The organism is Bifidobacterium sp. LH_730 (assembly GCF_056355835.1).
Window position 1 is genome coordinate 222,351 of record NZ_JBKETB010000004.1, and the last position, 21,205, is coordinate 243,555.

Annotated in this window: 17 protein-coding genes, 1 pseudogene and 1 riboswitch; of the genes and pseudogenes, 12 read left to right on the forward strand and 6 right to left on the reverse strand. The window is 63.2% G+C overall.

Features of this window, described 5'->3' with window-relative positions:
• Nucleotides 1-101: 101 nt before the first annotated feature.
• The gene (gene mgtA / locus AC1AUD_RS07450) at nt 102-2,876 is read right to left on the reverse strand and encodes a magnesium-translocating P-type ATPase (protein WP_476573552.1); all 2,775 of its coding nucleotides are present in this window, start codon (nt 2,874-2,876) and stop codon (nt 102-104) included.
• A gap of 567 nt (nt 2,877-3,443) precedes the next feature.
• Between mgtA and AC1AUD_RS07455 the strand changes: the two genes are divergently transcribed.
• The 5 genes from AC1AUD_RS07455 to tenA all read left to right on the forward strand — a co-directional run bounded on the left by AC1AUD_RS07455 (nt 3,444) and on the right by tenA (nt 9,188).
• Nucleotides 3,444-4,274 carry a histidine phosphatase family protein gene (locus tag AC1AUD_RS07455; protein WP_476573554.1) on the forward strand — a complete coding sequence of 277 codons (831 nt, stop codon included), beginning with the start codon at nt 3,444-3,446 and terminating at the stop codon, nt 4,272-4,274.
• Nucleotides 4,275-4,428: 154 nt separating this feature from the next.
• On the forward strand, nt 4,429-5,730 hold the full coding sequence (locus tag AC1AUD_RS07460; protein WP_476573556.1) for a uracil-xanthine permease family protein: 1,302 nt from the start codon (nt 4,429-4,431) through the stop codon (nt 5,728-5,730).
• Between the two features lie 262 nt (nt 5,731-5,992).
• The gene (locus AC1AUD_RS07465; RefSeq protein WP_476573558.1) at nt 5,993-7,348 is read left to right on the forward strand and encodes an ATP-binding protein; all 1,356 of its coding nucleotides are present in this window, start codon (nt 5,993-5,995) and stop codon (nt 7,346-7,348) included.
• Between the two features lie 82 nt (nt 7,349-7,430).
• Nucleotides 7,431-8,177 (forward strand): helix-turn-helix domain-containing protein, encoded by a 747-nt coding sequence (locus tag AC1AUD_RS07470; protein ID WP_476573560.1) that lies wholly within the window; start codon nt 7,431-7,433, stop codon nt 8,175-8,177.
• Nucleotides 8,178-8,314: 137 nt separating this feature from the next.
• Nucleotides 8,315-8,417, forward strand: a riboswitch (TPP riboswitch).
• Nucleotides 8,418-8,513: 96 nt separating this feature from the next.
• Entirely contained in the window at nt 8,514-9,188 is a 675-nt protein-coding gene (tenA, locus tag AC1AUD_RS07475) for a thiaminase II (protein ID WP_476573604.1), read from the forward strand.
• A gap of 8 nt (nt 9,189-9,196) precedes the next feature.
• On the opposite strand, the gene AC1AUD_RS07480 is transcribed toward tenA, so the two are convergent.
• Nucleotides 9,197-9,721, reverse strand: a complete 525-nt coding sequence (locus AC1AUD_RS07480; RefSeq protein ID WP_476573562.1) for an NAD(P)H-dependent oxidoreductase — start codon at nt 9,719-9,721, stop codon at nt 9,197-9,199.
• Between the two features lie 9 nt (nt 9,722-9,730).
• The gene (brnQ, locus tag AC1AUD_RS07485; RefSeq protein ID WP_476573564.1) at nt 9,731-11,080 is read right to left on the reverse strand and encodes a branched-chain amino acid transport system II carrier protein; all 1,350 of its coding nucleotides are present in this window, start codon (nt 11,078-11,080) and stop codon (nt 9,731-9,733) included.
• Between the two features lie 391 nt (nt 11,081-11,471).
• Here brnQ and AC1AUD_RS07490 point away from each other — a divergent pair, with 391 nt between their 5' ends.
• From AC1AUD_RS07490 to AC1AUD_RS07515, 6 genes are all read left to right on the forward strand, one after another.
• Nucleotides 11,472-12,191: an AzlC family ABC transporter permease gene (locus AC1AUD_RS07490; protein WP_476573606.1), complete on the forward strand. Its 720-nt coding sequence runs from the start codon at nt 11,472-11,474 to the stop codon at nt 12,189-12,191.
• Complete coding sequence (locus AC1AUD_RS07495; protein ID WP_476573566.1) at nt 12,188-12,520, forward strand: branched-chain amino acid transporter permease; 333 nt, start codon at nt 12,188-12,190, stop codon at nt 12,518-12,520. Before AC1AUD_RS07490 ends, AC1AUD_RS07495 begins: the two co-directional genes overlap by 4 nt.
• Nucleotides 12,521-12,602: 82 nt before the next feature.
• Nucleotides 12,603-13,016, forward strand: coding sequence for a hypothetical protein (locus AC1AUD_RS07500; RefSeq protein ID WP_476573568.1), 414 nt, complete (start codon nt 12,603-12,605; stop codon nt 13,014-13,016).
• A 16-nt stretch (nt 13,017-13,032) separates the two neighbouring features.
• Entirely contained in the window at nt 13,033-13,830 is a 798-nt protein-coding gene (locus AC1AUD_RS07505) for a zeta toxin family protein (RefSeq protein ID WP_476573570.1), read from the forward strand.
• Nucleotides 13,831-13,909: 79 nt separating this feature from the next.
• Entirely contained in the window at nt 13,910-14,335 is a 426-nt protein-coding gene (locus AC1AUD_RS07510) for a nucleoside 2-deoxyribosyltransferase (RefSeq protein WP_476573572.1), read from the forward strand.
• Nucleotides 14,336-14,425: 90 nt separating this feature from the next.
• Complete coding sequence (locus tag AC1AUD_RS07515; protein WP_476573574.1) at nt 14,426-15,796, forward strand: MATE family efflux transporter; 1,371 nt, start codon at nt 14,426-14,428, stop codon at nt 15,794-15,796.
• A 101-nt stretch (nt 15,797-15,897) separates the two neighbouring features.
• Here AC1AUD_RS07515 and AC1AUD_RS07520 read toward each other — a convergent pair whose 3' ends face one another.
• Nucleotides 15,898-17,109, reverse strand: coding sequence for a MalY/PatB family protein (locus AC1AUD_RS07520; RefSeq protein WP_476573576.1), 1,212 nt, complete (start codon nt 17,107-17,109; stop codon nt 15,898-15,900).
• A gap of 269 nt (nt 17,110-17,378) precedes the next feature.
• Complete coding sequence (locus tag AC1AUD_RS07525; RefSeq protein ID WP_476573578.1) at nt 17,379-18,326, reverse strand: DUF3737 family protein; 948 nt, start codon at nt 18,324-18,326, stop codon at nt 17,379-17,381.
• Between the two features lie 325 nt (nt 18,327-18,651).
• On the opposite strand from AC1AUD_RS07525, the gene AC1AUD_RS07530 reads away from it, so the two are divergent.
• A complete protein-coding gene (locus AC1AUD_RS07530; RefSeq protein ID WP_476573580.1) occupies nt 18,652-20,118 on the forward strand; it encodes a DHA2 family efflux MFS transporter permease subunit in 1,467 nt (488 codons plus the stop codon).
• A 153-nt stretch (nt 20,119-20,271) separates the two neighbouring features.
• Here the strand turns inward: AC1AUD_RS07530 and AC1AUD_RS07535 are convergent.
• A pseudogene (locus AC1AUD_RS07535) lies at nt 20,272-21,099 on the reverse strand (DUF2238 domain-containing protein); the annotation flags it as partial.
• Between the last annotated feature and the right edge of the window lie 106 nt (nt 21,100-21,205).

Sequence of the window (21,205 nt, forward strand, 5' to 3'; positions counted from 1 at the left end):
ACGGATGAGTGCGCGGCCCGCCGGAAGGGAAGGAGGCCGGCGGGCCGCGCGGGTGTTCCGCCCGGCTGAGGTCGGGCGGAAGTCTTTATGTTGCGGAGGATCTATAGCAGGGTGCCGTAGCGCTTGCAGTAGATCGTCTTGAAGGTCTGCGCGAGCATGAGGTAGAGCAGGATCGTCAGCGCCAGCCACGCGAAGTAGATCGGCGTGATCGGATGCATGTTGAGCATGCCGTTGAGCGGCGAGAACGGCAGCCACGTGATCAGGAAGCATCCAATGAACGTGGTCGTCATCAGCGGCGCCGCCGCGCGCGACTGGATGAACGGGATCTTGCGCGTGCGCAGCATGTGGATCACCATCGACTGCGACCACATCGACTCGACGAACCAACCGGACTGCGCGATGATCGCGAACATCGCCTGGCCGGCCGGATCGAGCTCGGTGTATCCCGCGCCCAGCATCTGCGGGCAGATGATGAAATACATGAGCAGATAGGTCGTGATGTCGAACACCGAGGAGGTCGGTCCGATCCAGATCATGAACCGCGCCAGGCCGTTGGCGTCCCATGGGCGCGGGCGGCGGAGGAATTCGTCGTCCACATTGTCCCAGGGCATCGTGATACAGGAGATGTCGTAGATCAGGTTGAGCATGAGGATCTGCAGCGGCTGCATCGGCAGATACGGCAGGAACGCGGAGGCCACCACCACAGAGAACATGTTGCCGAAGTTCGAGGAGGCGGTCATCTTGATGTACTTGACCATATTCGTGTAGATGCGCCGGCCCTCGACGATGCCCTGCTCGAGGACCATGAGGTCCTTCTCCAGGAGGATCACGTCGGCGGATTCCTTGGCGATGTCCACGGCCGTGTCCACGGAGATGCCCACATCGGCGGCGCGCATGGCGGCCGCGTCGTTGATGCCGTCGCCCATGAAGCCGACGGTGTGGCCACGCTCGCGCAGCGCCTTGACCACGCGGGTCTTCTGCATCGGCGAAAGCTTGGCGAACACGGTGATCGACTCGACCTTGGCAAGCAGATGCTCGTCATCCCAGCCTTCGATCGTGGAGCCGAGCACGACGTTGTCGTCGTCCACCTTGAGCCCCACCTGACGGCACACGCACTTGGCGACGCGCTCGTTGTCACCGGTGAGGATCTTGACGTCCACGCCGTAGTTGTTCAGCGCGCGCAGCGCGTCCGCAGTGGATTCCTTCGGCGGATCGAGGAAGGCGAGGTAGCCGATCAACACCATCTCGCACTCGTCCTTGACACCGAACTGGCCGACGGGGGAGGGGTTGGTCTTCTGCGCGACGCCGAGCACACGCATGCCGTCGTCGTTCAGGTCGTCGACCCGCTCAAGCACCTTGCGGCGCATCTCATCGGTCAGCTCGACCACGCGGTCGCCCAGGTCCACGAAGCTGGAGACGGTCAGCATCTCCTCGATCGCGCCCTTGGTGATCATCTGGGTCTTGCCGGACTTGTCGGCCACGACCACCGACATGCGACGGCGCTCGAAGTCGAAGGGGATCTCGTCGACCTTCGTGTATCGGGTCTCGAGGTCCGCCAGCGCCGGGTCCTCGCCGGCCAGCTCGTGCGTGCGCTCGATGATCGCCAGATCCATGAGGTTCTTCAAGCCCGTCTGGAAGTAGCTGTTGAGGAAGCCGTGGCGCAGCACGCGCGAATCCTCGCGTCCGTTGACATCGAGATGCTGCTCGAGCACGACCTTGTCCTGCGTCAGGGTTCCGGTCTTGTCGGTGCACAGCACGTCGATGGCGCCGAGGTTCTGGATCGAGTTGAGGTTCTTGACGATGACCTTCTGCCGGGAGAGCGTCACCGCGCCCTTGGCCAGACATGCGGTCACGATCGTCGGCAGCATCTCCGGGGTGACGCCCACGGCCACGGACAGGCCGAAGAACGCGGCCTCGACCCAGTCGTGCTTGGTCAGGCCGTTGACCACGAAGATCACCGGCACCATCACGCAGATGAACTTGATGAACACCCACGACACCTTGTTCAGGCCAATGTCGAAGCTGGTCTTCTCGGTCTTTCCGGTCAGATGCTTGGCCAGCTCGCCGAACAGCGAGTCGCCGCCGACCGACACCACGGTGCCGAGGCCCGATCCGGAGACCACATTGGAGCCCATGAAGGCCATGCACGGCTTGTCGGTGGGCGCGTCATAGGCCTGGCGGTCCTCCTCGGAGCGCGGCTTGATCGGATACTTCTCGATCGGCTCGCTTTCGCCGGTCAGCGAGGACTGGGAGACGAACAGGTCCTTGGAGTTGAGGATCCGCATATCGGCCGGGATCATGTCGCCGGCGGCCAGGCGCACGATGTCGCCGACCACGACCTCTTCGATCGGAATCTCCCGCTCCTCGCGGTCGCGAATCACGGCGCAGGTGTTGGTCACCATGGCGGTGAGCTTTTCGGCCGCGTTGTTCGACCTGGTCTCCTGCACGAAGCGCAGCGTGCCGGCGATGATGACCATCACGGTGATCACGATGACGGTCTTCGGGTCCTCGTCGCCGGGCGCGGCCAGGATCACGTCGGTGATCAGCGAGACGATCGCCAGGCCGATCAAAATGACGGTGAACGGGTTGAGGAAGGCGCGCGCCAGCCGCAGGATCAGCGGGTCCTTCTTCTTGTGGACGACGGTGTTGCGGCCGTATCGCTCGCGCCGCTTCTCGATTTCGCCGGACTTGAGACCCGTGGGCATGGGGGTCTTGAGCGCGTAGGACATGCGTTCGTCAATGCTGCGTTCGTAGGCCAGGTCGCTGGTGCCGGACTTGGTCTTGGCGAGCGCCGCACGGGTGGCCGCGGGCGACGAGCCGGAGCCCGTCGGCCCGGTGACCATCTGCACGGCCCTCCGGGGGAGTTTGAAAGTCATGGTGACGATCCTTACTGTCTTCATTCCTTTGCGCCGGGCATGGCTTCGCCCGGGTGGGTTCCAAGAGGTGAAGGATTGCCGAGGCGACGCTTGCCTTGCATAAGGGTGGGCTCGTCTGGCATGGGTGAAGAGATTCGTCCGAATCGATGATCAATTCAACGGGATGACGCGACGCATATGGATGCAGCGCCGCAATGTGACCGTCGCATGGGCAGGTCCGTCAGCATAGGGAATATGCCAACCCCTGACACCAATATGACGTGAATCCAACCGGATTAGCGAGCGGTCCCCGAGGATTGGTGATAGGCGTCGCTCATACTGTCGTAAACGCTCATGAAACCACCACCTTTCGTCGCTGGGCCGCGGGCAACCCTACGCCGGCGACGGGGCGAAGTCAATTCGACGGGTTCGCCACCGGCGGAATACTGGTGTAGGCTGAAGGCGATGCGAGGCCCGCGCAAGGGTGGCGATGGGGCGCGAACGGCGCCGGAGAAACCTTGGGATGGCGGGCGTTGACGCCGCGGCACGGCGGTGTATGAGGATACGAAGACAAAGGAGGAAATGAATATGGGAATGCCATTGGATCTATATGTCATCCGACACGGCGAGTCGGAGGCGAACGTCATCATCTCGGCGGGGGAGCAGGGGGACGATTCCCTCTACACCCAGGACAATGTGACGGTGCCGGACCGCTCGTGGAGGCTCACAGGCACCGGGCGCAAGCAGGCGGATTGCATCGGCCGCTGGCTTGTCTCCCAGCAGCAGCTCTTCGACCGGTATCTGGTCTCGCCCTATGTGCGCACGCGCGAGACGGCCGCGACGATGGCGCTGCCCAAGGCGCGCTGGGAGGAGACGCGCGTGCTGCGCGAGCGCTCGTGGGGCGAGATCAACACGATCACCAAGGCCGAGTTCAAGGCGAACTACGGGCGCAACTGGTTGTTCAAAGCGACCGATCCGCTCTACTGGCGCCCGCCGGCGGGCGAATCGATCGCCGACGTGGCCGAGGACCGCGTGCATAACCTGCTGACCTCGTTGAACCGTCGGGCCGATGGCGAGTCCGTGGTCATGGTCAGCCATGAGGACTTCATGCTCGCGCTGATGCTCACCTTGGAGGACATCTCCGACGAGGAGTTCATGCACCGCGCCGACTCGCCGGAGTGGAAGATCACGAACTGCTCGTGCCTGCATTATTCGCGGCGCGACCCGGACACCGGGCGCACCTACAAGCGTTTGCGGTGGGAGCAGACCGCGCGCCCCGTGCTCAATGAGGCCACCGGCAAATGGGAGGTCCAGGTCTCTCCGTGGCGCGAATTCTCCCGCCCGATTCTCTCCAACGGCGACCTCGTCGACGTCGTCCACGCCGTCGACCCGCATCTGGCCGACTATCACGGGCGGTGAACACGTTTCATCCTCCCTCTGACGAGGGAGGTGGCGGCCCGTAGGGCCGACGGAGGGAGAGAAACGGCCGAAACCTAGTGGAGACTAGAATGGTTCTTCGAACGGGGAGCACAAGAGGTGCGCGCCCCGCGAGAGAAGAGCCAAGGAGTTTCACATGGCCACATCCAACCGCAACCTATTCACCTGGGCGCTGCACGGCGACGGCAAGACGCTCGCTCCCGGCGAGGTCGTCGAACCCGACGAACGCCTGAGCTGGGGCCGCACCGCCGGCATCGGCGCGCAGCATGTCATCGCCATGTTCGGCGCGACGTTCCTCGTGCCGATCCTGACCGGCTTCGACCCCTCGACCACGCTGTTCTTCACCGCGTTGTCGACCGCCCTGTTCCTGCTCATCAACAAGAACGTGCTGCCGAGCTACCTCGGCTCCTCGTTCGGCTTCATCGCGCCGATCACGGCCGTGACCACCGCGAACAAGGGCATCGCGGTCGCCTCGTTCGGCATCATGGTCACCGGTCTGCTGCTCGCTCTGATCGGCGTGATCGTGCACTACGCCGGCGCCAAGTGGATCGACATCATCATGCCGCCGGTCGTCAACGGCGCCATCGTGGCGATCATCGGCTTCAACCTCGCGCCGAATGTGTGGACCAACTTCCAGTCCGCTCCCGACACCGCCATCGTGACCCTGCTGGCCGTGCTGCTCATCGCCGTGCTGTTCCGCGGGTTGATCGGCCGCCTCAACATCCTGCTCGGCGTGCTCGTCGGATATGCCTATGCCTGCGCGCGCGGTCAGGTCGACTTCTCCGCGATCGGCGAGGCCGCGTGGGTGGGCCTGCCGAAGTTCCACACGCCTTCCGTCGACTTCTCGATCCTGCCGATGTTCATCCCCGTCGTGCTTGTGCTCGTCGCCGAGAACGTCGGCCATGTCAAGTCCGTGGCCCAGATGACCGGCCGCGACTACGACGACCAGATGGGCACCGCCCTGTTCGCCGACGGCATGGGCACCGCGATCGCTGGCTTCGGCGGCGGCTCCGGCACCACCACCTACGGCGAGAACATCGGCGTGATGGCCGCCACGAAGGTCTATTCGACCGCCGCCTACTGGTGTGCGGCCGGCTTCGCGCTGCTGCTTTCGCTATGTCCTAAGTTCGGTGCGATTATCAACACGATCCCCTCCGGCGTGCTCGGCGGCGTGACCACGCTGCTCTACGGCATGATCGGCATGATCGGCATCCGCATCTGGGTGGAGAACAAGGTCAACTTCGACAAACCGGTCAACGTGATGGTCGCCGCGATCGTCATGATCATCGGCATCGCCAACTTCGCGTTCGCCATCGGCGACGTGCAGTTCAACGGCATCGCCATCGGCACGATCGTCGTGCTCGTCGCCTACCACGGTCTCAAGGCCATCGGCAAGGCCACCGGCACCATCGACAAGGACGACCCCGACGTGAAGTGAGTCGTCGGTCGTCCCGCTCATCGCATGGCCGCCGCCGGAATCTCCCGGCGGCGGCCTTTGGCGTTGGGCGAAGGTTCGTATGCCTCGATGCATTCACAAACGGTGCGAAAAAGATGGCGGCAGCGATTAACTTGTCAATAAGTGTTTATATCAGCCATTTTGAAATATAAATTAATGCTTTCAGCATTAAAAATGAAATTGCAATAAATGGCGAACTCCGATATTCTGAAATAGGAAAACGCGTGAGTTCGGGGGAGGCGTGATGAGACGCAAGGCATACGCTGATCTGTTGTCATGGAAGAACGGCAAGACCAAGCAAGCGATATTGGTGACCGGGGCGCGCCAAATCGGCAAAACCTATCTCATCCGTGAATTCGGTGCAAACGAATACCGTCATGTCGTCGAATTCAATCTCGCCACCGATGACGTGACGCGTGAATCCTTTCTGGCTGCCCGTAGCGCGGATGACCTCGCTCTTCGCATTTCCATCGCCGCTGACGGGACGATGGAGCCGGGGCAAACGCTGGTGTTCCTCGACGAGGTGCAGGAATGTCCGAATATCGTGACCTATATCAAAGCCCTCGTCGATCGCGGACAATACGACTACGCCCTTTCGGGTTCCTTACTTGGCGTTGAGCTGGAAAACGTGCGCTCATATCCGGTCGGCTACATGTCCGAGCTGATGATGTATCCGATGGATTTCGAGGAATTCTGTTGGGCAAACGGGCTGAGCGGCCAGGCTTTCGATATGCTGCGCGATTGCTTCGCGCATGAGGGGCCGGTGCCGGATTTCCTGCATGAGCGGCTTTCGGCGTTGTTCCATCGGTATCTGCTGGTCGGGGGCATGCCGGCAGCTGTGTCCGCGTTCGTGCGGGACAATGCCGTCGACAATGTCCGGACGATCCAAGCCGATATCCGCAGATTCTATAATCGAGACATCACGCAATACGCTCCCCGGGACCGACGCTTGGTGATTCAGGAGATCTATCGGATGATCCCCGGGCAATTGAACAATCCCACGCGCCGTTTCAAGGTCGGCGACATCGCCGACGTCCATCGATTCAGCCAGGTGCAAGATGAGTTCCTGTGGCTGTCTCGGGCGAATGTGGCACTGCCCGTGTATAACGTGGACGAGCCGAAAGGCCCGTTGCGCGCCGCGGAGGAGCGCCGCCTGCTCAAGCTGTTCTATTCCGATGTCGGCTTGCTGACCGGCACCTATGAGAAACGTGCCACTCTAGGCATCCTCGACGGTCTGGGGGCGCAGCCGGGGCAATCCTCGGTCTCGCACGACCGCATGAATTTCGGAGGGGTCTACGAGAACGTCGTGGCGCAGGAACTCGTCGCCCATGGATTCGTGCCGTATTACTTCACAGGCAAGAAGGTCGGCGAGCTGGATTTCCTCATCGAGGACGCGGATGGTCGGATCCGAGTGCTCGAAATCAAATCGGGAAGCCGTTTCCATAGTCATGCAGCATTGGACAAGGCCCTTGCCATGTCCGGATATGGCATCGATGGGGGAATCGTCTTCGCCGAAACCAACGTCGAGCGGGACGGCGATGTGACATATCTGCCGATATACATGGTCTCGTTGCTGCAGCGCACCCGGCAGCTTGTGTGATGCCGGACGCGCTTTCCACGGGGAAACGGTTTGTATGATGGTCCGTATGTCCCGACGGAATCGCAAGTAGGGATGGTGAGCCATGGCGGTGGTGGACGAGGCGAAGCTCGGATATCTTGACTTCATCGCGCGCGAGGACCGCGTGCGGCACCATCGCTATGTCGAGGAAATGAAGCAATACGAGCTGATGAAGGCCGGCGACGTGGCGGCAATCGGCGAAAGCGTGCGGTTGTGGAACTCCGGCACCTACGGGCATCTGTGCGACGATCCGCTGCGCAACGCGAAATACCTGTTCATCACCTCGATCACGCTCGCCACACGCTTCGCCATCGAAGGTGGGATGGACGAGGAGGACGCCTACAACGCCTCCGACCTATTCATCCAGGACGTCGACCGGTGCGACAGCGTCGAGCAAGTGGCGCGCATGCACACCGATATGATGACCTTCTTCACGTGGGCGATGACCGACCTCAACGGCTCCGACATCCAATCGGAGGCCGTCGCCGCCTGCCTCGACTACATCCACTACCATCTGCACGAGCGGCTCACCGTGGCGATCCTCGCCGAGCATGTGCATCTCAACCCCACGTATCTGTCGGAGCTGTTCGCACGCGAGGTCGGCACGCCCATCTCCCGCTATGTGACGGCCAAACGCATGGAGGCGGCCGAGAACATGCTGCGGTACTCGAAGTATTCGATCGCCGAGATCGCGCGGATCCTCGCCTATCGTTCGCAAAGCCACTTCACCAAGGTGTTCAAGGAGCACGCCGGCATGACGCCGGGCGAATACCGGCGCGCCAACGCCAAGAACGGGCTCTGGCCCGAGTGAGCCCGATACATGGGCGAGGTGCGTCTTGGGATTATTCCCAAGGCCGGGCTTGTGACGTGTGAAGCCTGCGGCTCGACGCCCACTCGGGAATGCCGTCTCTGGATGTATGCGTGTCCGTGGTGCGGGCGATACTGGGGAACGCAATGCAGGGGAACCCGTCGAACGGGTTGAGATAGGCAAGGCCTGACCCTTGGAACCTGTTGGCTGACACCATCGTAGGGAGACATTATGAGCGACAACGCATCCGATATCAGCGCATCCGCATCCACCACGTCCGCCGTGCTGGCCGGCTTCGGCCCCGTCACGCCCGACCATCTGCCGCCCTTCGCGCGGCGCATGCGCGCGGCCGCCGACCGCATCTGGGAGGACGGCTACCGCCAGCCCTTCCTCACCGAACTGGCCGCCGGAACGCTGCCCCAGGAGAAATTCGCCTTCTATCTGATGCAGGACAACCGCTACCTGACCGACTACGCGAAGGTGCATGCGCTTGGCTTCGCCAAAACAGAGGATCCGGACATCCGCGCCTATCTGGCGCAGGCCTGCGTGGCCATCGCCCGCGACGAACCCGAGATGCAGCGCCGATATTTGGAATCCTTCGGCATCAGTGCAGAGGAGGCGGCCGGCGTCAAGCAGACCGTGTTCGCCCGCGCCTACACCACGAATATGCTCACGGTCGCGCACGAGAAGCCGATCGTCGACATCCTCGTGGCGCTGCTGCCCTGCGCATGGGTCTACGCCGACTACGGACGGCGACTAGCGAGCGATTATGCCGACGGGCTTGACACCAATCCCTATCGCTCGTGGATTGACATGTATTCCCCGCAATCGTTCTGGGACGCGGGAGCGGGGCCGCTGATCGCCTTCATCGAACGGCTGGCGGCCGACGAAAGCGAAGAGCGGCTGGCCGAGCTGACCGACCTGTTCGTCACCGGCGTCGGCAACGAATACATGTTCTGGGCCTCGGCCTACGGCATGCAACGTTCGTGGCGCGCCGAATGGGACGAGGCCTGACGGGGATCTCAGCGTGAGGTGACGACGCGGACATACTCCTTCGCCGCCGCGTCAAGCTCGGCATCCTCGATCGTCGCGCAGCCCTGCACGAGGAACGGCTCCTGCCAATCCATCTCGATGCGGAAGGCGGTCAGGTCGAAGGGGCTCAGCAGTTCCCCCATCGTGTGATGGTATTCGCCGTCGGGCTGGTAGCGCGAGGCAGGCGAACCGGTGGTGACGACCAGCCGCAGCTCCTTGCCCTTGAGGGCGCGGCCGCCGCCATAGGCCCAGCCGGAGGTGATGACCTGGTCCTCCCACGCCTTGAGCAGTGCGGGGGAGGAATACCAGTAGAACGGGAACTGGATGATCACGCGGTCGGCGGCCTCGAGCAGCTCGTGCTCATGCTCGACATCCACACGGTAGTCGGGATAGGCGGCGTACTCGTCGCGGATCGTGACCTGCGGGTCGTCCTGCCGCTCCAACTCCTCCAGCAGACGGCGGTTGATCTTCGAAGCCTTGAGATCAGGATGGAATACCAGCACGAGGGTGTTCATGGTTGCTCCTTATCGGCGAATTGCGCTGTGGACGATACCGATGATAATCCCGAGGGCGGCGGGGAGCAGCCAGCCGAGCTGCTGGGCATGCAAGGGCAGCAGGACGAGCGCCTGGGTGAGCCCCGGGATCGTCAGACCGAATACGGCTGCCAGGCTTGCGATGCAATCAAGCACCGAGACCACGCCGACCAGCGTCACGGTCCATGGGTAGACGCGGGGGAAGCGGGCGCCGAGGAACCGGTGCGTCAGGGCCAGCAGCACAAGCACGATGGCGATTGGGTAGAGTGCCGAAAGCACCGGCACCGACACCTTGATGATCATCGCCAGACCCGCGTTCGAGACGATGAAGCTGAACACCGCGAATACGGCGCTCCACGCGCGGTAGGTCATGCGCCGGCCCGCCACGCGCGGGAAATGCTGGAGGAAATACGTGCCGCAGGTCGAGATAAGGCCCGTGCACACGTTGAAACAGGCGATCACGAACACCAGCCCCACGAAGGCGGTGCCGACCGGACCGAACAATTGGTGCGTGAGGTTCGTGAGCACCGTGGCGCCGGTGTCGGTGTCCGGGTCGATGCGCGTGTCCGCGCCCGAGGCCGCGCCCACATAGGACAGCGCGGAATAGAGGACGATGAGCAGCACGCCGGTGCCCACACCCGCCAAACCGGTTTCGCGGCGGTTGCGCGTCTCGTCGTCCACGCCCAGCTGCGTGACGTTCGCCGAGATCACGATGCCGAAATAGAGGGCGGCGAGCAGATCCATCGTCTGGTATCCGTCGAGGAAGCCACGTGCCAACTGGCCGGAGGCATAGTTGCCGAAGGGCTCGGCGAACGCGGCATGGCCGGCGAAGAGGCAGGTACCGAACAGCACGACAATCAACGTCACCAGCAGCGGCCCCATCACCTTGCCCAGTGCGTTCGAGAGCTTCTCGGGATGCTGGGCCACCACATAGCTCAACGCGAAGAACACCAGCGAGTAGACCAGCTGCGAGGCCCATGCGGGCACGCCCGGCGTGAACGGCACCACGGCCATCTCGAAGCTCGTCGTGGCGGTGCGCGGAATCGCGAAGCACGGGCCGATCGTCAGGATGATCGCCAGACCCAGCACGAAGGCGAAGCGCTTGGAGACGCGTCCCGCCAGCGATTCGAAGCCGCCGGCCGCCGATACGGCGACCACGCCGAGCACGGGCAGACCCACCGCCGAGACGATGAATCCTGCCGCCGCAGGCAGCGTGGCCGAACCGGCCTGCGCCCCGAGGAACGCGGGGAAGATCAGATTGCCCGCTCCAAAGAACATGGAAAAGAACGTGAATGTGATCACCATGCGCTGCCGCGCGCTCAGTTTGTGAGACTTCGTCATCCCTGCCGGCCTTTCTCCTACCAACCGCGAAGGTCTATCAAGGATTGTATCGCCTCGTCGCATCGGTTCGGTCGGGCGGGGCGTGTGTCCCATCGGCCATCGTGTCGGCCGATGAGCCGACTGCCGTGCCGATTCATGCGACGGTCGATGTGATCGGAGCGGGTCACCGCCTGCCACGCATATGTGAGCTGGCAGGCGACCTATGCGGCGTTCGAAGTGCCCGGGCGATGATAACCGGTCATAGGATGGGGTGATGCCGCGAGTGGCATGGCTGCAGTGGTTCGGGGGTTAGAATCATCGCGTGCGAAAAGAAGCGAACACGGGGAACGGTGCGGCGGGACCATCCGCCGCGCCGGGATTCTCCTGCGATCGAGGGGAGGGGAACCGTCGAATTACGGCAGGCGTGCGCTTGGCGGCGCTCAAGGCCGCGTTGCCTCTGACCGCGCCGATCTGCTTCGGGTTCCTGTTCCTCGGCGGCTCCTATGGCATCCTTATGGGCACGAAGGGCTTCTCCTTCGTGTGGCCGATGTGCATGGCGCTGTTCATCTTCGCCGGTTCGATGGAATTCGTCACAGTGAACCTCCTGCTTTCCGCGTTCAACCCCTTCGCCGCGCTGCTGCTGGCGCTTATGGTCAACGCGCGGCATCTGTTCTACGGCCTGTCCATGCTGGAACGGTTCAAGGGACTGGGATGGAAGCGGCCGTTCCTGATCTATGGCATGTGCGACGAGACCTTCGCCGTCAATGTGTCGACTCCGGTGCCGGAGGGCATTGACCGCGGTTGGTTCTACCTGTGGGTCACCTGGCTCAACCAGACCTACTGGGTGGCCGGCGCGACGATTGGCGGACTGGTCGGCTCGCATCTGCCGTTCTCCACCGAGGGGTTGGACTTCGTGCTGACGGCCCTGTTCGTCGTGATCTTCCTCGACCAATGGCTCGGCACGAAACGCCCGGGCCATGTGGCGGGTGCGATCGGCATGCTGGTGTCTGTCGCCGCGCTCGCCCTGCTGGGTCCTGACCGGTTTATGGTGCCCGCCATGGCCATGATGCTCGCGCTGTTCCTTGTGTTGCGTCCGTGGTTGGACGATATGAAGGGAGGCGAGGCGCGATGACGATGACGCTGTGGCAGGGAATCGTGACGGTGCTGTTCGTCGTCATCGGCACCGTGCTCACCCGCTTCGTGCCGTTTTGGCTGTTCCCCGAATCAAAGGAACCGCCGCGCGCCGTGACCTATCTGGGCCGCGTGCTGCCCTATGCGATGGCCGGTCTGCTGGTCGTCTATTCGCTGCGGAACACCGATGTCCTCTCCGGTTCGCACGGCCTGCCGGAGGCGATCGCGCTGGCCGTCACCGCGGGCCTGCATATCTGGAAACGTTCGATGCTGCTCTCCATCGCCGCCGGCACGCTCACGTATATGGTCCTCGTTCAGCTTGTGTTCTGACCGAGACGCTCGGCACGGCACATCCGGCGACCGCGAGGTACGATGGTCCCGGATGGGGAATCGATGCGTGGATGGAGGAACGATGACTCAGGCGACGCAGTTCAGGGAGCGGGAATACGAGGACGTCGCGCGGGGCGTCCGCCAACAGCGCGAAGTCATGCCGTTCTATGAGCAGGCTCACGACGACGAGGGTCTGGATGACGTCAGCGACACCGTGTTATATGACATCTTCTACGAATCCGGCACCCAGGCTGGCGGATATATGGTTGCGTTGGAGAATCTGGCGCGTCGTGATGGAGATGTCCAATCCGCGGACCAGTGGCGCATGCGCAATCTTTTCATGCGGCATGAGCGTGATGCCATCGAGGCGGATGACCGGCGAGCGCAGATCGCCTTCAAGAACAAGTGGGACCGTTTCGCGAAGGAGATGAGCCAAGCCCTGCACCGGGGTGAGGCCTCCTTTCTCGGACGCGGATATTCGGCGGATCTTTGCTGAACAAATCCGTCCTCTGGTGTTTGCAGACGCGGTGGCGGACGACCATCCCCTGACCGTGTTCTTCGGCGGCCAGCCCGGCGCCGGCAAAACGATGGGCCAGCGTCGCATCGAGGCCATGCATCCGGGCGAGCATTTGGTCAAGATCATCGGCGACGATCTGCGCCAATTCCACCCCGACTATACGCGTCTTGTCGAGGCGGCGCCGCTCGATATGCCGTTTGAAACCGCGCATGCCAGCGGCATGTGGATCGGCATGAGTGTGGACGAGGCCAATGCGAAGGGATATTCCATCGTCATCGAGGGCACGTGGCGCAATCCTGCGACGGTGCTCGACGAGGCGCGCAAGGCGAAACGGCTCGGGCGGCGCACCCATGCCGTGGCGCTCGCCGTGCAGCCGTCGGCATCGCTGATCTCGATTCTGGAGCGATATTACAAGGACCGTCTTGCGGGTCGTCCCTCGCGTTGGACGCCATTGGATGCGCACGACCGGACCATCATGGCGCTGCCCGAGACCGTGGCGCAGGTGGCGGCCGATCCAGCCGTCGACCGTCTGACCGTCATGAACCGGTATGGCGAGGTGCTGTTCGACGGAGAGAATCACGACACACGCATGGATGAAGGCGTGCGCGCATGGCACGACGCCTTCACCAAACCGATCGGCCTCCAGGAACGCCGCACGATGGCCCGGCAACTGGAATTGGTCGAACGCGGACACGCGATGGATGACGAGGCGAACGCCGAGGTCGATGACGCCATCTGGGCCACACGGCAGGCGCTTTCGCCGGTTGACAGGCTTCTGTCGTTGGCCCGTTGAACCTCGGGGAGGCGAAGGAAGAGCCTCCGGGCGGTTAGAATGGCGCGTGTCAACGCATTCGGACGCAAGGAGGCAGTATATGACCGACATTAAGCACGACTACTACGTGGCGGGCCCGTTCTTCAACGAGGCACAGACCGCAAGCATGGAGCGGCTGGAGGCGGTGCTCGAGGCACACGGCAAGACGATGTTCCAGCCGCGCTTCGCGGCGGACCTGTCCAAGGTCGGGCCGAAGGCCGTCTTCGAGGAGGATGTCGCCGGCATCCGCGATGCGGGCGCCGTCATCGCCAATCTTATCGACGACGATCCGGGCACGATGTTCGAAATCGGCTATGCGCACGCCTTGGGCAAGCCCGTCTATTGCTTCCTCGAAGGACTTGACGTCGACGGACACGTCAACCTCATGATCGCCCAGTCCGTCGAAGCCGTCTTCGCCGGCGCCGACGACCTCGCCCACTGGCTCGAGACCGGCGAGCACACGGAAATCACCTACCACCAGTTCTAACTGTCTTCCGCCGTGCCATATCGCCCGGCCTGCGGCGGACTCGGCCAATTGAGCCGGAACTGTCGCGGGCCGGGCGATATAGTACGGCGCGTGGATAACGAACTCTTCGAGAAGGCGCCGATTCCGCGGGCGTATCTGACGCTGGCGCTGCCGGTTGTGATGAGCATGCTCGTCACGCTCGTCTACAACACCGTCGACACCTTCTTCATCGCGCACACGGGGAACAACGATATGGTGGCGGGCGTTGCGCTCGCCGCCCCCGTGTTCACCGTGATGATCGCGCTCGGCGACATCTTCGGCCTCGGCGGCAGCTCCGTCATCTCCCGGCTCTTCGGCAAAGGTCGCTTCGACGACGGGCGGCGGCTGAGCGTCTTCTGCTTCTGGGGTGCCGTCGTCACAGGTTTGCTCGTCATCGTGCTCGGGCTGGCGCTGCACGACCCGATCCTGACGCTGTTGGGAGCCGACCAGGATACTTGGGAGCATGCCTCGGCGTTCTACACGCTTATCATCCTCGGCTCGCCGTTCATCATCGTCTCAATGACGCCGAACAATCTGCTGCGCGCCGAAGGCCACGCCCTGCCCTCGATGATCGGCTCCGTGGCGGGCACACTCATCAACATCGGGCTCAACCCGTTGTTCATCCATGTGCTCGGCTGGGGCGCGGCCGGCTCCGCGGGCGCGACCGTCATCGCCAACATCTGCACCGATGCGTATTACATCTGGTATCTGCTGCGGCATTCCAAGAACCTGTCCATCGATCCGCGGCTGATGCTGCGCGGCCATCGCCTCGCCATCGCCGGGGCCGAGGCGCGCGGCATCCTCGCCATCGGTGTGCCCGCGTCGATCACGAACCTCATGCAGAGCCTCGGCATCATCATGGTCAACCTGTTTCTGCTGCCGTATGGCAACGATGCGGTCGCCGCGATGGGCATCGTGCTCAAGATCGTCATGATTGCGGTGCTGCTGCTCGTGGCCTTCGCCTTCGGCGGGCAGCCGCTGTTCGGATACACGTATGGCGCGGGGAATTTCCCGCGGCTCAAACGCATCCTGCGCTTCGCCTACGGCGCCGAGGTCGGGCTGGCGCTGGTGATGACCGTCGCGCTGATTGTGCCGGCCGAGGCGCTGATGCGCTTCTTCATCGCCGACGCCCATATCATCGCGCTCGGCACCGGCATGCTGCGCGTGCAACTGCTCAGCTGCGTGTGCGTGGCCGTCACGCTGGTGACCACCTGCGTGTTCCAGTCCGCCGGCAAGGCGCTCGGCGCGCTGGTGCTGGCCGTCAGCCGGCAGGGCGTCATGCTGGCGCTCACCTTGTTCGTCGGCTCGCGCTTGGCCGGATATCACGGTGTCATCGCCGCGCAGGCGCTCGCCGACCTGCTCACCATGGTTGTCGCGGTCGCGCTGTTCATCGTCCAGCTGCCCGAGTTGCGGCGGGCGGCGCCTAACCCTGCTGATATGTGAGTGGGGAACGGACTGCCGCGAATTCCGGGGCTGCTGCCGGACCGCTGTAACTGGTCAGCCGCCGACTGATTGGTTACAGCTGAAGCCGGCTGTAGCTCTGTTCAGCGTTCCTTGTATTCGCGCAAGCCGTCCAACAGGCGTTCCATCGCATCGCGCAGCTTGGCGCGCTGGGTGGCGGTGTTGATGCGCAGGAAGTCGTGGCCATTGCCGCCGAACTCGGCGCCGGGGGAGAAGGCGACCTTCCTCTCGCGCGCCAGCCAATCGCATAGCGCGTCGGTGTCATGCGTGATGGCCGAGCAGTCCAGGAACGGCAGGTAGGTGGCCTGGCATTCGGTGACGGCCACGCGCCGGTCGGCCGCGATGACATCGGGGCGTGCGTGGTAGTCGCTGACCATTTCACGCACCAACCGCTTGTTGCCTGCCAGATATGCACGCAGCTTGTCGAGCCACTCCTCGCCGCCCTCGAACGCGGCGATGGTGGCCGTCATCGCGAAGGCGTTCGGCTCGGCCACCTCATCGGTGTTGAGCCCGCGCCACACCTTGTGCCGCAGCACGGGATCGGCCGCGAACACGGCCGCCGTCTGCAATCCAGCCATATTGAAGGTCTTCGTCGGGGCCAGACAGGTCACCGAGTTCATCAGCGCATGCTCCGACACGCCCGCGAACGGCACGTAGTCGACTCCCGGGTCGGTCAGATCGCAGTGGATCTCGTCGCTGATCACCGTAACATGATGCGTCCATGCGAGTTCGGCCAAGCACTCCAATTCCTCGTGCGTCCAGATGCGGCCAGCGGGATTGGCCGGATTGCACAGAATCATGAGACTAGTCTGAGGGTCGGCGAGCTTGGCCTCGAGATCGGCCCAATCGATTTCATAGGAGGCGACGCCGGTTTCGTCGTCGCGTGTGTATCGCAGCGGTGATTCGAGCACACGCCGCCCGTTGTTGAGGATCGAATTGAAGAAGATATTGAACACCGGCGTCATGATGACCACGTTCTCGGCCGGCGTGGTGAGCTTCCGGACCATGCTGGAGATCGCCGGGACGACGCCGGTGGCGAAGATCAGCCAGTCACGTTCGATGGTCAGACCGTGGCGGCGGCGCCACCAGCCGACGTAGGCATCCGTCCATTCGTCCGGCACCACGGTGTAGCCGAACACACCATGCTCCACGCGCCTGGCCAGCGCCTCGCGCACGGCCGGCGCGGTCTGGAAATCCATGTCCGCCACCCACATGGGCGTCGCATCGCCCGCCTCGTCCCATTTGAGCGAATAGGTGCCGGTGCGGTCCACCGGCGCGTCGAAATCAAAGGTCATGCATCCATCCTAATGGTGTGTTTTTGTTCTTCACTCGGGATGTGGACGAGTTTTGAAACAGTTGGCGGATCGAGCGAACAGTTGGCGGGTTCATAGAGGAGTGGCCCCGTGTTTTCGTCTATTTTGTGGGGCGATATTGGGGAAGCTCCGCCAACTGTTCGCCCAATCCGCCAACTGTTCAGGTACCGCTCTCCCAATTGTTGCCATTCTGAGTGGAGGCTATTCCCTCATTGTCATTCTGGGCGTGGGACGCCCTGTCCCAACCGTAATCACCGGCGGTTGCGGCGGCAGATCAGCGTGGTGGCGGGATCGATGCGCGCGGGGTCGAGCGTCACCTCGCCGAAACCGTCGGCGGTGATGCGCCCGGAGGCCGGGTTGAACACGGAATCGACCGAGCCGTTGAGCTCGGCGTCGACGGTCGAATACTCAAAGGCGAGCGTCGTGTTGAGCAGCCGGCAACCGCGCATCACGAGGTTGTCGATGTAGCACAGTCCCTGCAGGCTTTCGATCGTGCAGTTGACGAAGGTCAGGTTCCTGGAGTTCCATCCGAGGTATTCGCCGGCGATGTAGCTGTCGGTGACGGTCACGTTTTCGGCGTTCCAGAAGGCATCCTTGCTCAGCAGCCGCGAGTTGCGGACGGTGAGGTTCCGCGCCCCGTCGAACGGATAATTGCCGGTCAGCGTGAAGTGGTCGAGCTCCGCGTCCGCGAGGTTCATGCCGAAATAGTCGCCGTTCGCGGTCACGTTGGCGAGCCTCACGTCCGAGCAGTTCCACAGTGTCTCCTCGGCGTTGGGAAGGCTCACATCCGTGAGCGTCAGACCGGTGCAGCGGCGGAAGTTCTTCGGTGCCTCGACCACGCAGTCCTCGAGCGTGATATCGCGTGAATACCACACGCCGGCGCGCGCCATCTCGAACCACGTGCAGCGGCGCGCGTTCACATCCGAGGCATACCACAGCGGGTATTTCCACTGGAACGAGCAGTCGATCAACCCGACCCCGCGCGCATGCTTCAGCGGCGATTCGCCGTCGGCGAAGGTCACGCCGTCATAGTGGGTGCGTTCGGCGAAGAACGCGGCGCGCTCGCCGGTCAGGCGCCGCTGCGTGACGGTGACGGCTGCGTTGGCGGTGGGATGCGGATCGGTGGTTTGCGTCGAATCCACGCAGCCGCAGGTTGACTCCACGGAGCGCCGCTGCGCATAGGTGGTCTCATCGTTCATAGCGTTCTCTCCTTATGCGTCTCCGGGGATTCGGCGGCGGCCGGATATCCAGCCAACCCTGTTGCGTGGCCATATGCAAATGCCTGCCGATGGCGCGCATCCATACGCAGAAGGCATGATGGCTTGCTGCGCCGCCGGCGACCGTCCGCATACAGTCATACGGACTATGGTTCCCCGAGTCAAACCGGCGTCCGTGCCGCGACGCGCGAGATGACGGTCCCGGCGACCTCGTGTGCCGCGGTCGTGTGTAATTTCGCGTAACATTCCTCTGCACAATACTCCTTAGCCCGATGCGATCGGGAGGCGCAGTGTGATGGGAGGATATGTGAGCACTGCAACCCCAACGACAACCGACCAAATGGCAGATACCGGCAAACGGCCGGTCGGAGCGCGGCTCATCATCGTGGTGGTGGCCCTGGCCATCCTCACCTTCCTCGGCATCCTGTCGGAGACCTCGCTCAACATCGCGTATTCGGCGCTGATGGGGGAGTTCTCCGTTTCCGCCGACGTGGTGCAATGGCTGACCACCGGCTATCTGCTGCTGTTGTCCGTGTCGATTCCCGCCTCGCCGTTCCTGGTGCGGCGATTCGCGACCAAGGGACTGTTCGTCACGGCCGTCGCCGTGTTCGCCGCCGGCGCCCTGATCGGCGCGCTCGCCGCGAACTTCCCGATGCTGCTGGCCGCGCGTCTGGTCATGGCCCTCGGCACCGGCATATCGCTGCCGTTGCTGACCAACATCATCCTGGAGAAAGCGCCGCTCGAACAGCGCGGTATGATGCTGGGATTGGTCAGCCTCGTCACTTGCGCGGCGCCCGCCATCGGCCCGGTGTTCGGCGGCGTGGTCATGGAATATCTGGATTGGCATTGGATCTTCTATGCGATGCTGCCGTTTTTGGTGATTTCGCTGGCTCTTGGCGCGGCCACCGTGCCCGATATCCGCCATGCCGGCGGCGACGGCGAGGGCGCGCGGATATCCGTGCCCTCGCTGGTGCTGGTGGCCGCCGGGCTGGCCGGGCTCATCGTGGCGGTGAGCTTCTTCGCCCAATGGCAGGGCGACTGGCGGTTCTGGTGCGTGCTCGCCGCTTCGGTCGCGCTGCTCGCCGTGTTCGTCGTGGCGCAGTTGAGGATGGCGCATCCGCTGGTCGAGGTGCGCGTGTTCGCCCATCCGGGCTTCTCGCTGGGCATGCTGATTCTGATCATGAGCTCCGGCGGCGTGCTGGGACTCAACTTCCTGCTGCCGATTCTGCTGCAGCGCGGCTTCGGCCAGACCAGCATGGTCGCGGCGCTGGTGCTGCTGCCCGGCGCGGCCATCGGTGCCGTATGCGCGCCCCTGATTGGCGGGGCGCTGAAGAACCATTTCCCGCCCAAGTTCATCATCTGCGGATTCGTCGGCGTGTCCGTGATGGACGTGGCCCTGATGTTCGCGGGACGCCATGAGCTTGTGGTCGCCATCGCCTACGCGCTGTTCATGGCGGCCTCCGGCTTCGTGCTCGTGCCCGACCAGACCCATGCGTTGAACCAGTTGCCGGCTCGCATGAACGCCGACGGCTCGGCCGTGATGAACACCATCCAGCAGTTGGCCGGCGCGATCGGCACCGCCGTCGCGAGCGCCTTGATCACCGAGACAAGCGCCGCCGGCATGGCCCGTGGGCTGGACGAGGCACAGGCGTATCTGACCGGATTCTCGGAGAGTATGCGGGTGCTGCTGGGCGTGGGTGTGGCCGGCTTCGTACTGGCGGCGCTGATGTTCCGCTTCTCCGTGCGGCGCGCGCCCGAACTGGCCGAGGCATAGGGCGACGCGGATTCGGGCTGCGATTCGAGACGTGGCGATGTCACCGTATTTCGCTGCGTCTCGAGTGCTGCGGCCTGGCGGCATGGAAGAGATGTGGGCTGCGATTCGTGAATATACGAGAGGCGGTGCTGGGGAGGCGCTGCGCCGCACTCATTCCTCCTCGTCCTCCCGACGTCGGGGAATGAACCGGCCGAGGAAACGCCCCTTGCCGCGGTTCTTGACATACAGGAACCCGAAGATCGAGAAGACGAACGCACCGATGAAATTGACGAACAGATCCTCCATCGTGTCGATCAGGCCGATGTCGAGATAGCCGCCGAGCCCGAGCTCGCGCCCGTTGACGGCGGTGGAGGTGATGCCGTCGATGGTCACGACCTGCTGGCTGCCGGTCGGATCGAGCATCACCGTGTGGATCGCGTGGACTATGGTGTCCTTCTGCATGTCCCAGCCGAGCAGTTGGTCCATTGAGAATTCGAAGAACTCCCAGAGCACGCCGATCGTCATCGAGAAGCAGAAGGCCACGAGGGATAGGTAAAGCGGCGAAAGGTTGAAACGCGTGCTGGAGCGGTTGAGCAGGTCGACCAGCGCGAAGCCGACCGCGGCTGCGAGGAATCCGTTGAGCGTGTGCAACACCGTGTCCCAGAACGGGAAGATCGTGTAGAACGAGTTCATCTCGCCGAGGATCTCCGCTGCGAACACGAAGAGCAGCATGATGACCTCGAGCGTCGAGGGCAGGTCGATGCGGAAGCGCACCTGCACGAAGGTCGGCACCAGCAGCAGGGCCAGCACCAGCAGACACAGCAGCACGTTCTCGTAGTTGCCGTTGAGGAATTGCAGCACCAGCGCCGCGATCACCAGGCCTCGCAGCACGACATAGACGGCGAAGGTGCTTTTGTGCTCGCGTATCTCCTTGCTCATCGCCTGGTTGAATGCCTTGAAACGTTCGAGTCTCGGCGAGCCGGATCCCCTGTCTTGTGCCATGTGGTCATTCTATCGGGCTTGAATTTTCAGAGCAAGTGCAACACGGTTGAGTGGTGGACTTCGTGGGGCGTGCGGTAGCCGAGGCGTTTGCGTGGTCTGCGGTTGA

Coding starts and splice junctions, on each gene's coding strand:
- AC1AUD_RS07460 (WP_476573556.1), top strand. CDS start 4,429: ATGGCCACATCCAACCGCAACCTATTCACCTGGGCGCTGCACGGCGAC.
- mgtA (WP_476573552.1), bottom strand. CDS start 2,876: ATGACTTTCAAACTCCCCCGGAGGGCCGTGCAGATGGTCACCGGGCCG.
- brnQ (WP_476573564.1), bottom strand. CDS start 11,080: ATGACGAAGTCTCACAAACTGAGCGCGCGGCAGCGCATGGTGATCACA.
- AC1AUD_RS07500 (WP_476573568.1), top strand. CDS start 12,603: ATGACTCAGGCGACGCAGTTCAGGGAGCGGGAATACGAGGACGTCGCG.
- AC1AUD_RS07465 (WP_476573558.1), top strand. CDS start 5,993: ATGAGACGCAAGGCATACGCTGATCTGTTGTCATGGAAGAACGGCAAG.
- tenA (WP_476573604.1), top strand. CDS start 8,514: ATGCGCGCGGCCGCCGACCGCATCTGGGAGGACGGCTACCGCCAGCCC.
- AC1AUD_RS07470 (WP_476573560.1), top strand. CDS start 7,431: ATGGCGGTGGTGGACGAGGCGAAGCTCGGATATCTTGACTTCATCGCG.
- AC1AUD_RS07520 (WP_476573576.1), bottom strand. CDS start 17,109: ATGACCTTTGATTTCGACGCGCCGGTGGACCGCACCGGCACCTATTCG.
- AC1AUD_RS07495 (WP_476573566.1), top strand. CDS start 12,188: ATGACGATGACGCTGTGGCAGGGAATCGTGACGGTGCTGTTCGTCGTC.
- AC1AUD_RS07510 (WP_476573572.1), top strand. CDS start 13,910: ATGACCGACATTAAGCACGACTACTACGTGGCGGGCCCGTTCTTCAAC.
- AC1AUD_RS07455 (WP_476573554.1), top strand. CDS start 3,444: ATGGGAATGCCATTGGATCTATATGTCATCCGACACGGCGAGTCGGAG.
- AC1AUD_RS07525 (WP_476573578.1), bottom strand. CDS start 18,326: ATGAACGATGAGACCACCTATGCGCAGCGGCGCTCCGTGGAGTCAACC.
- AC1AUD_RS07480 (WP_476573562.1), bottom strand. CDS start 9,721: ATGAACACCCTCGTGCTGGTATTCCATCCTGATCTCAAGGCTTCGAAG.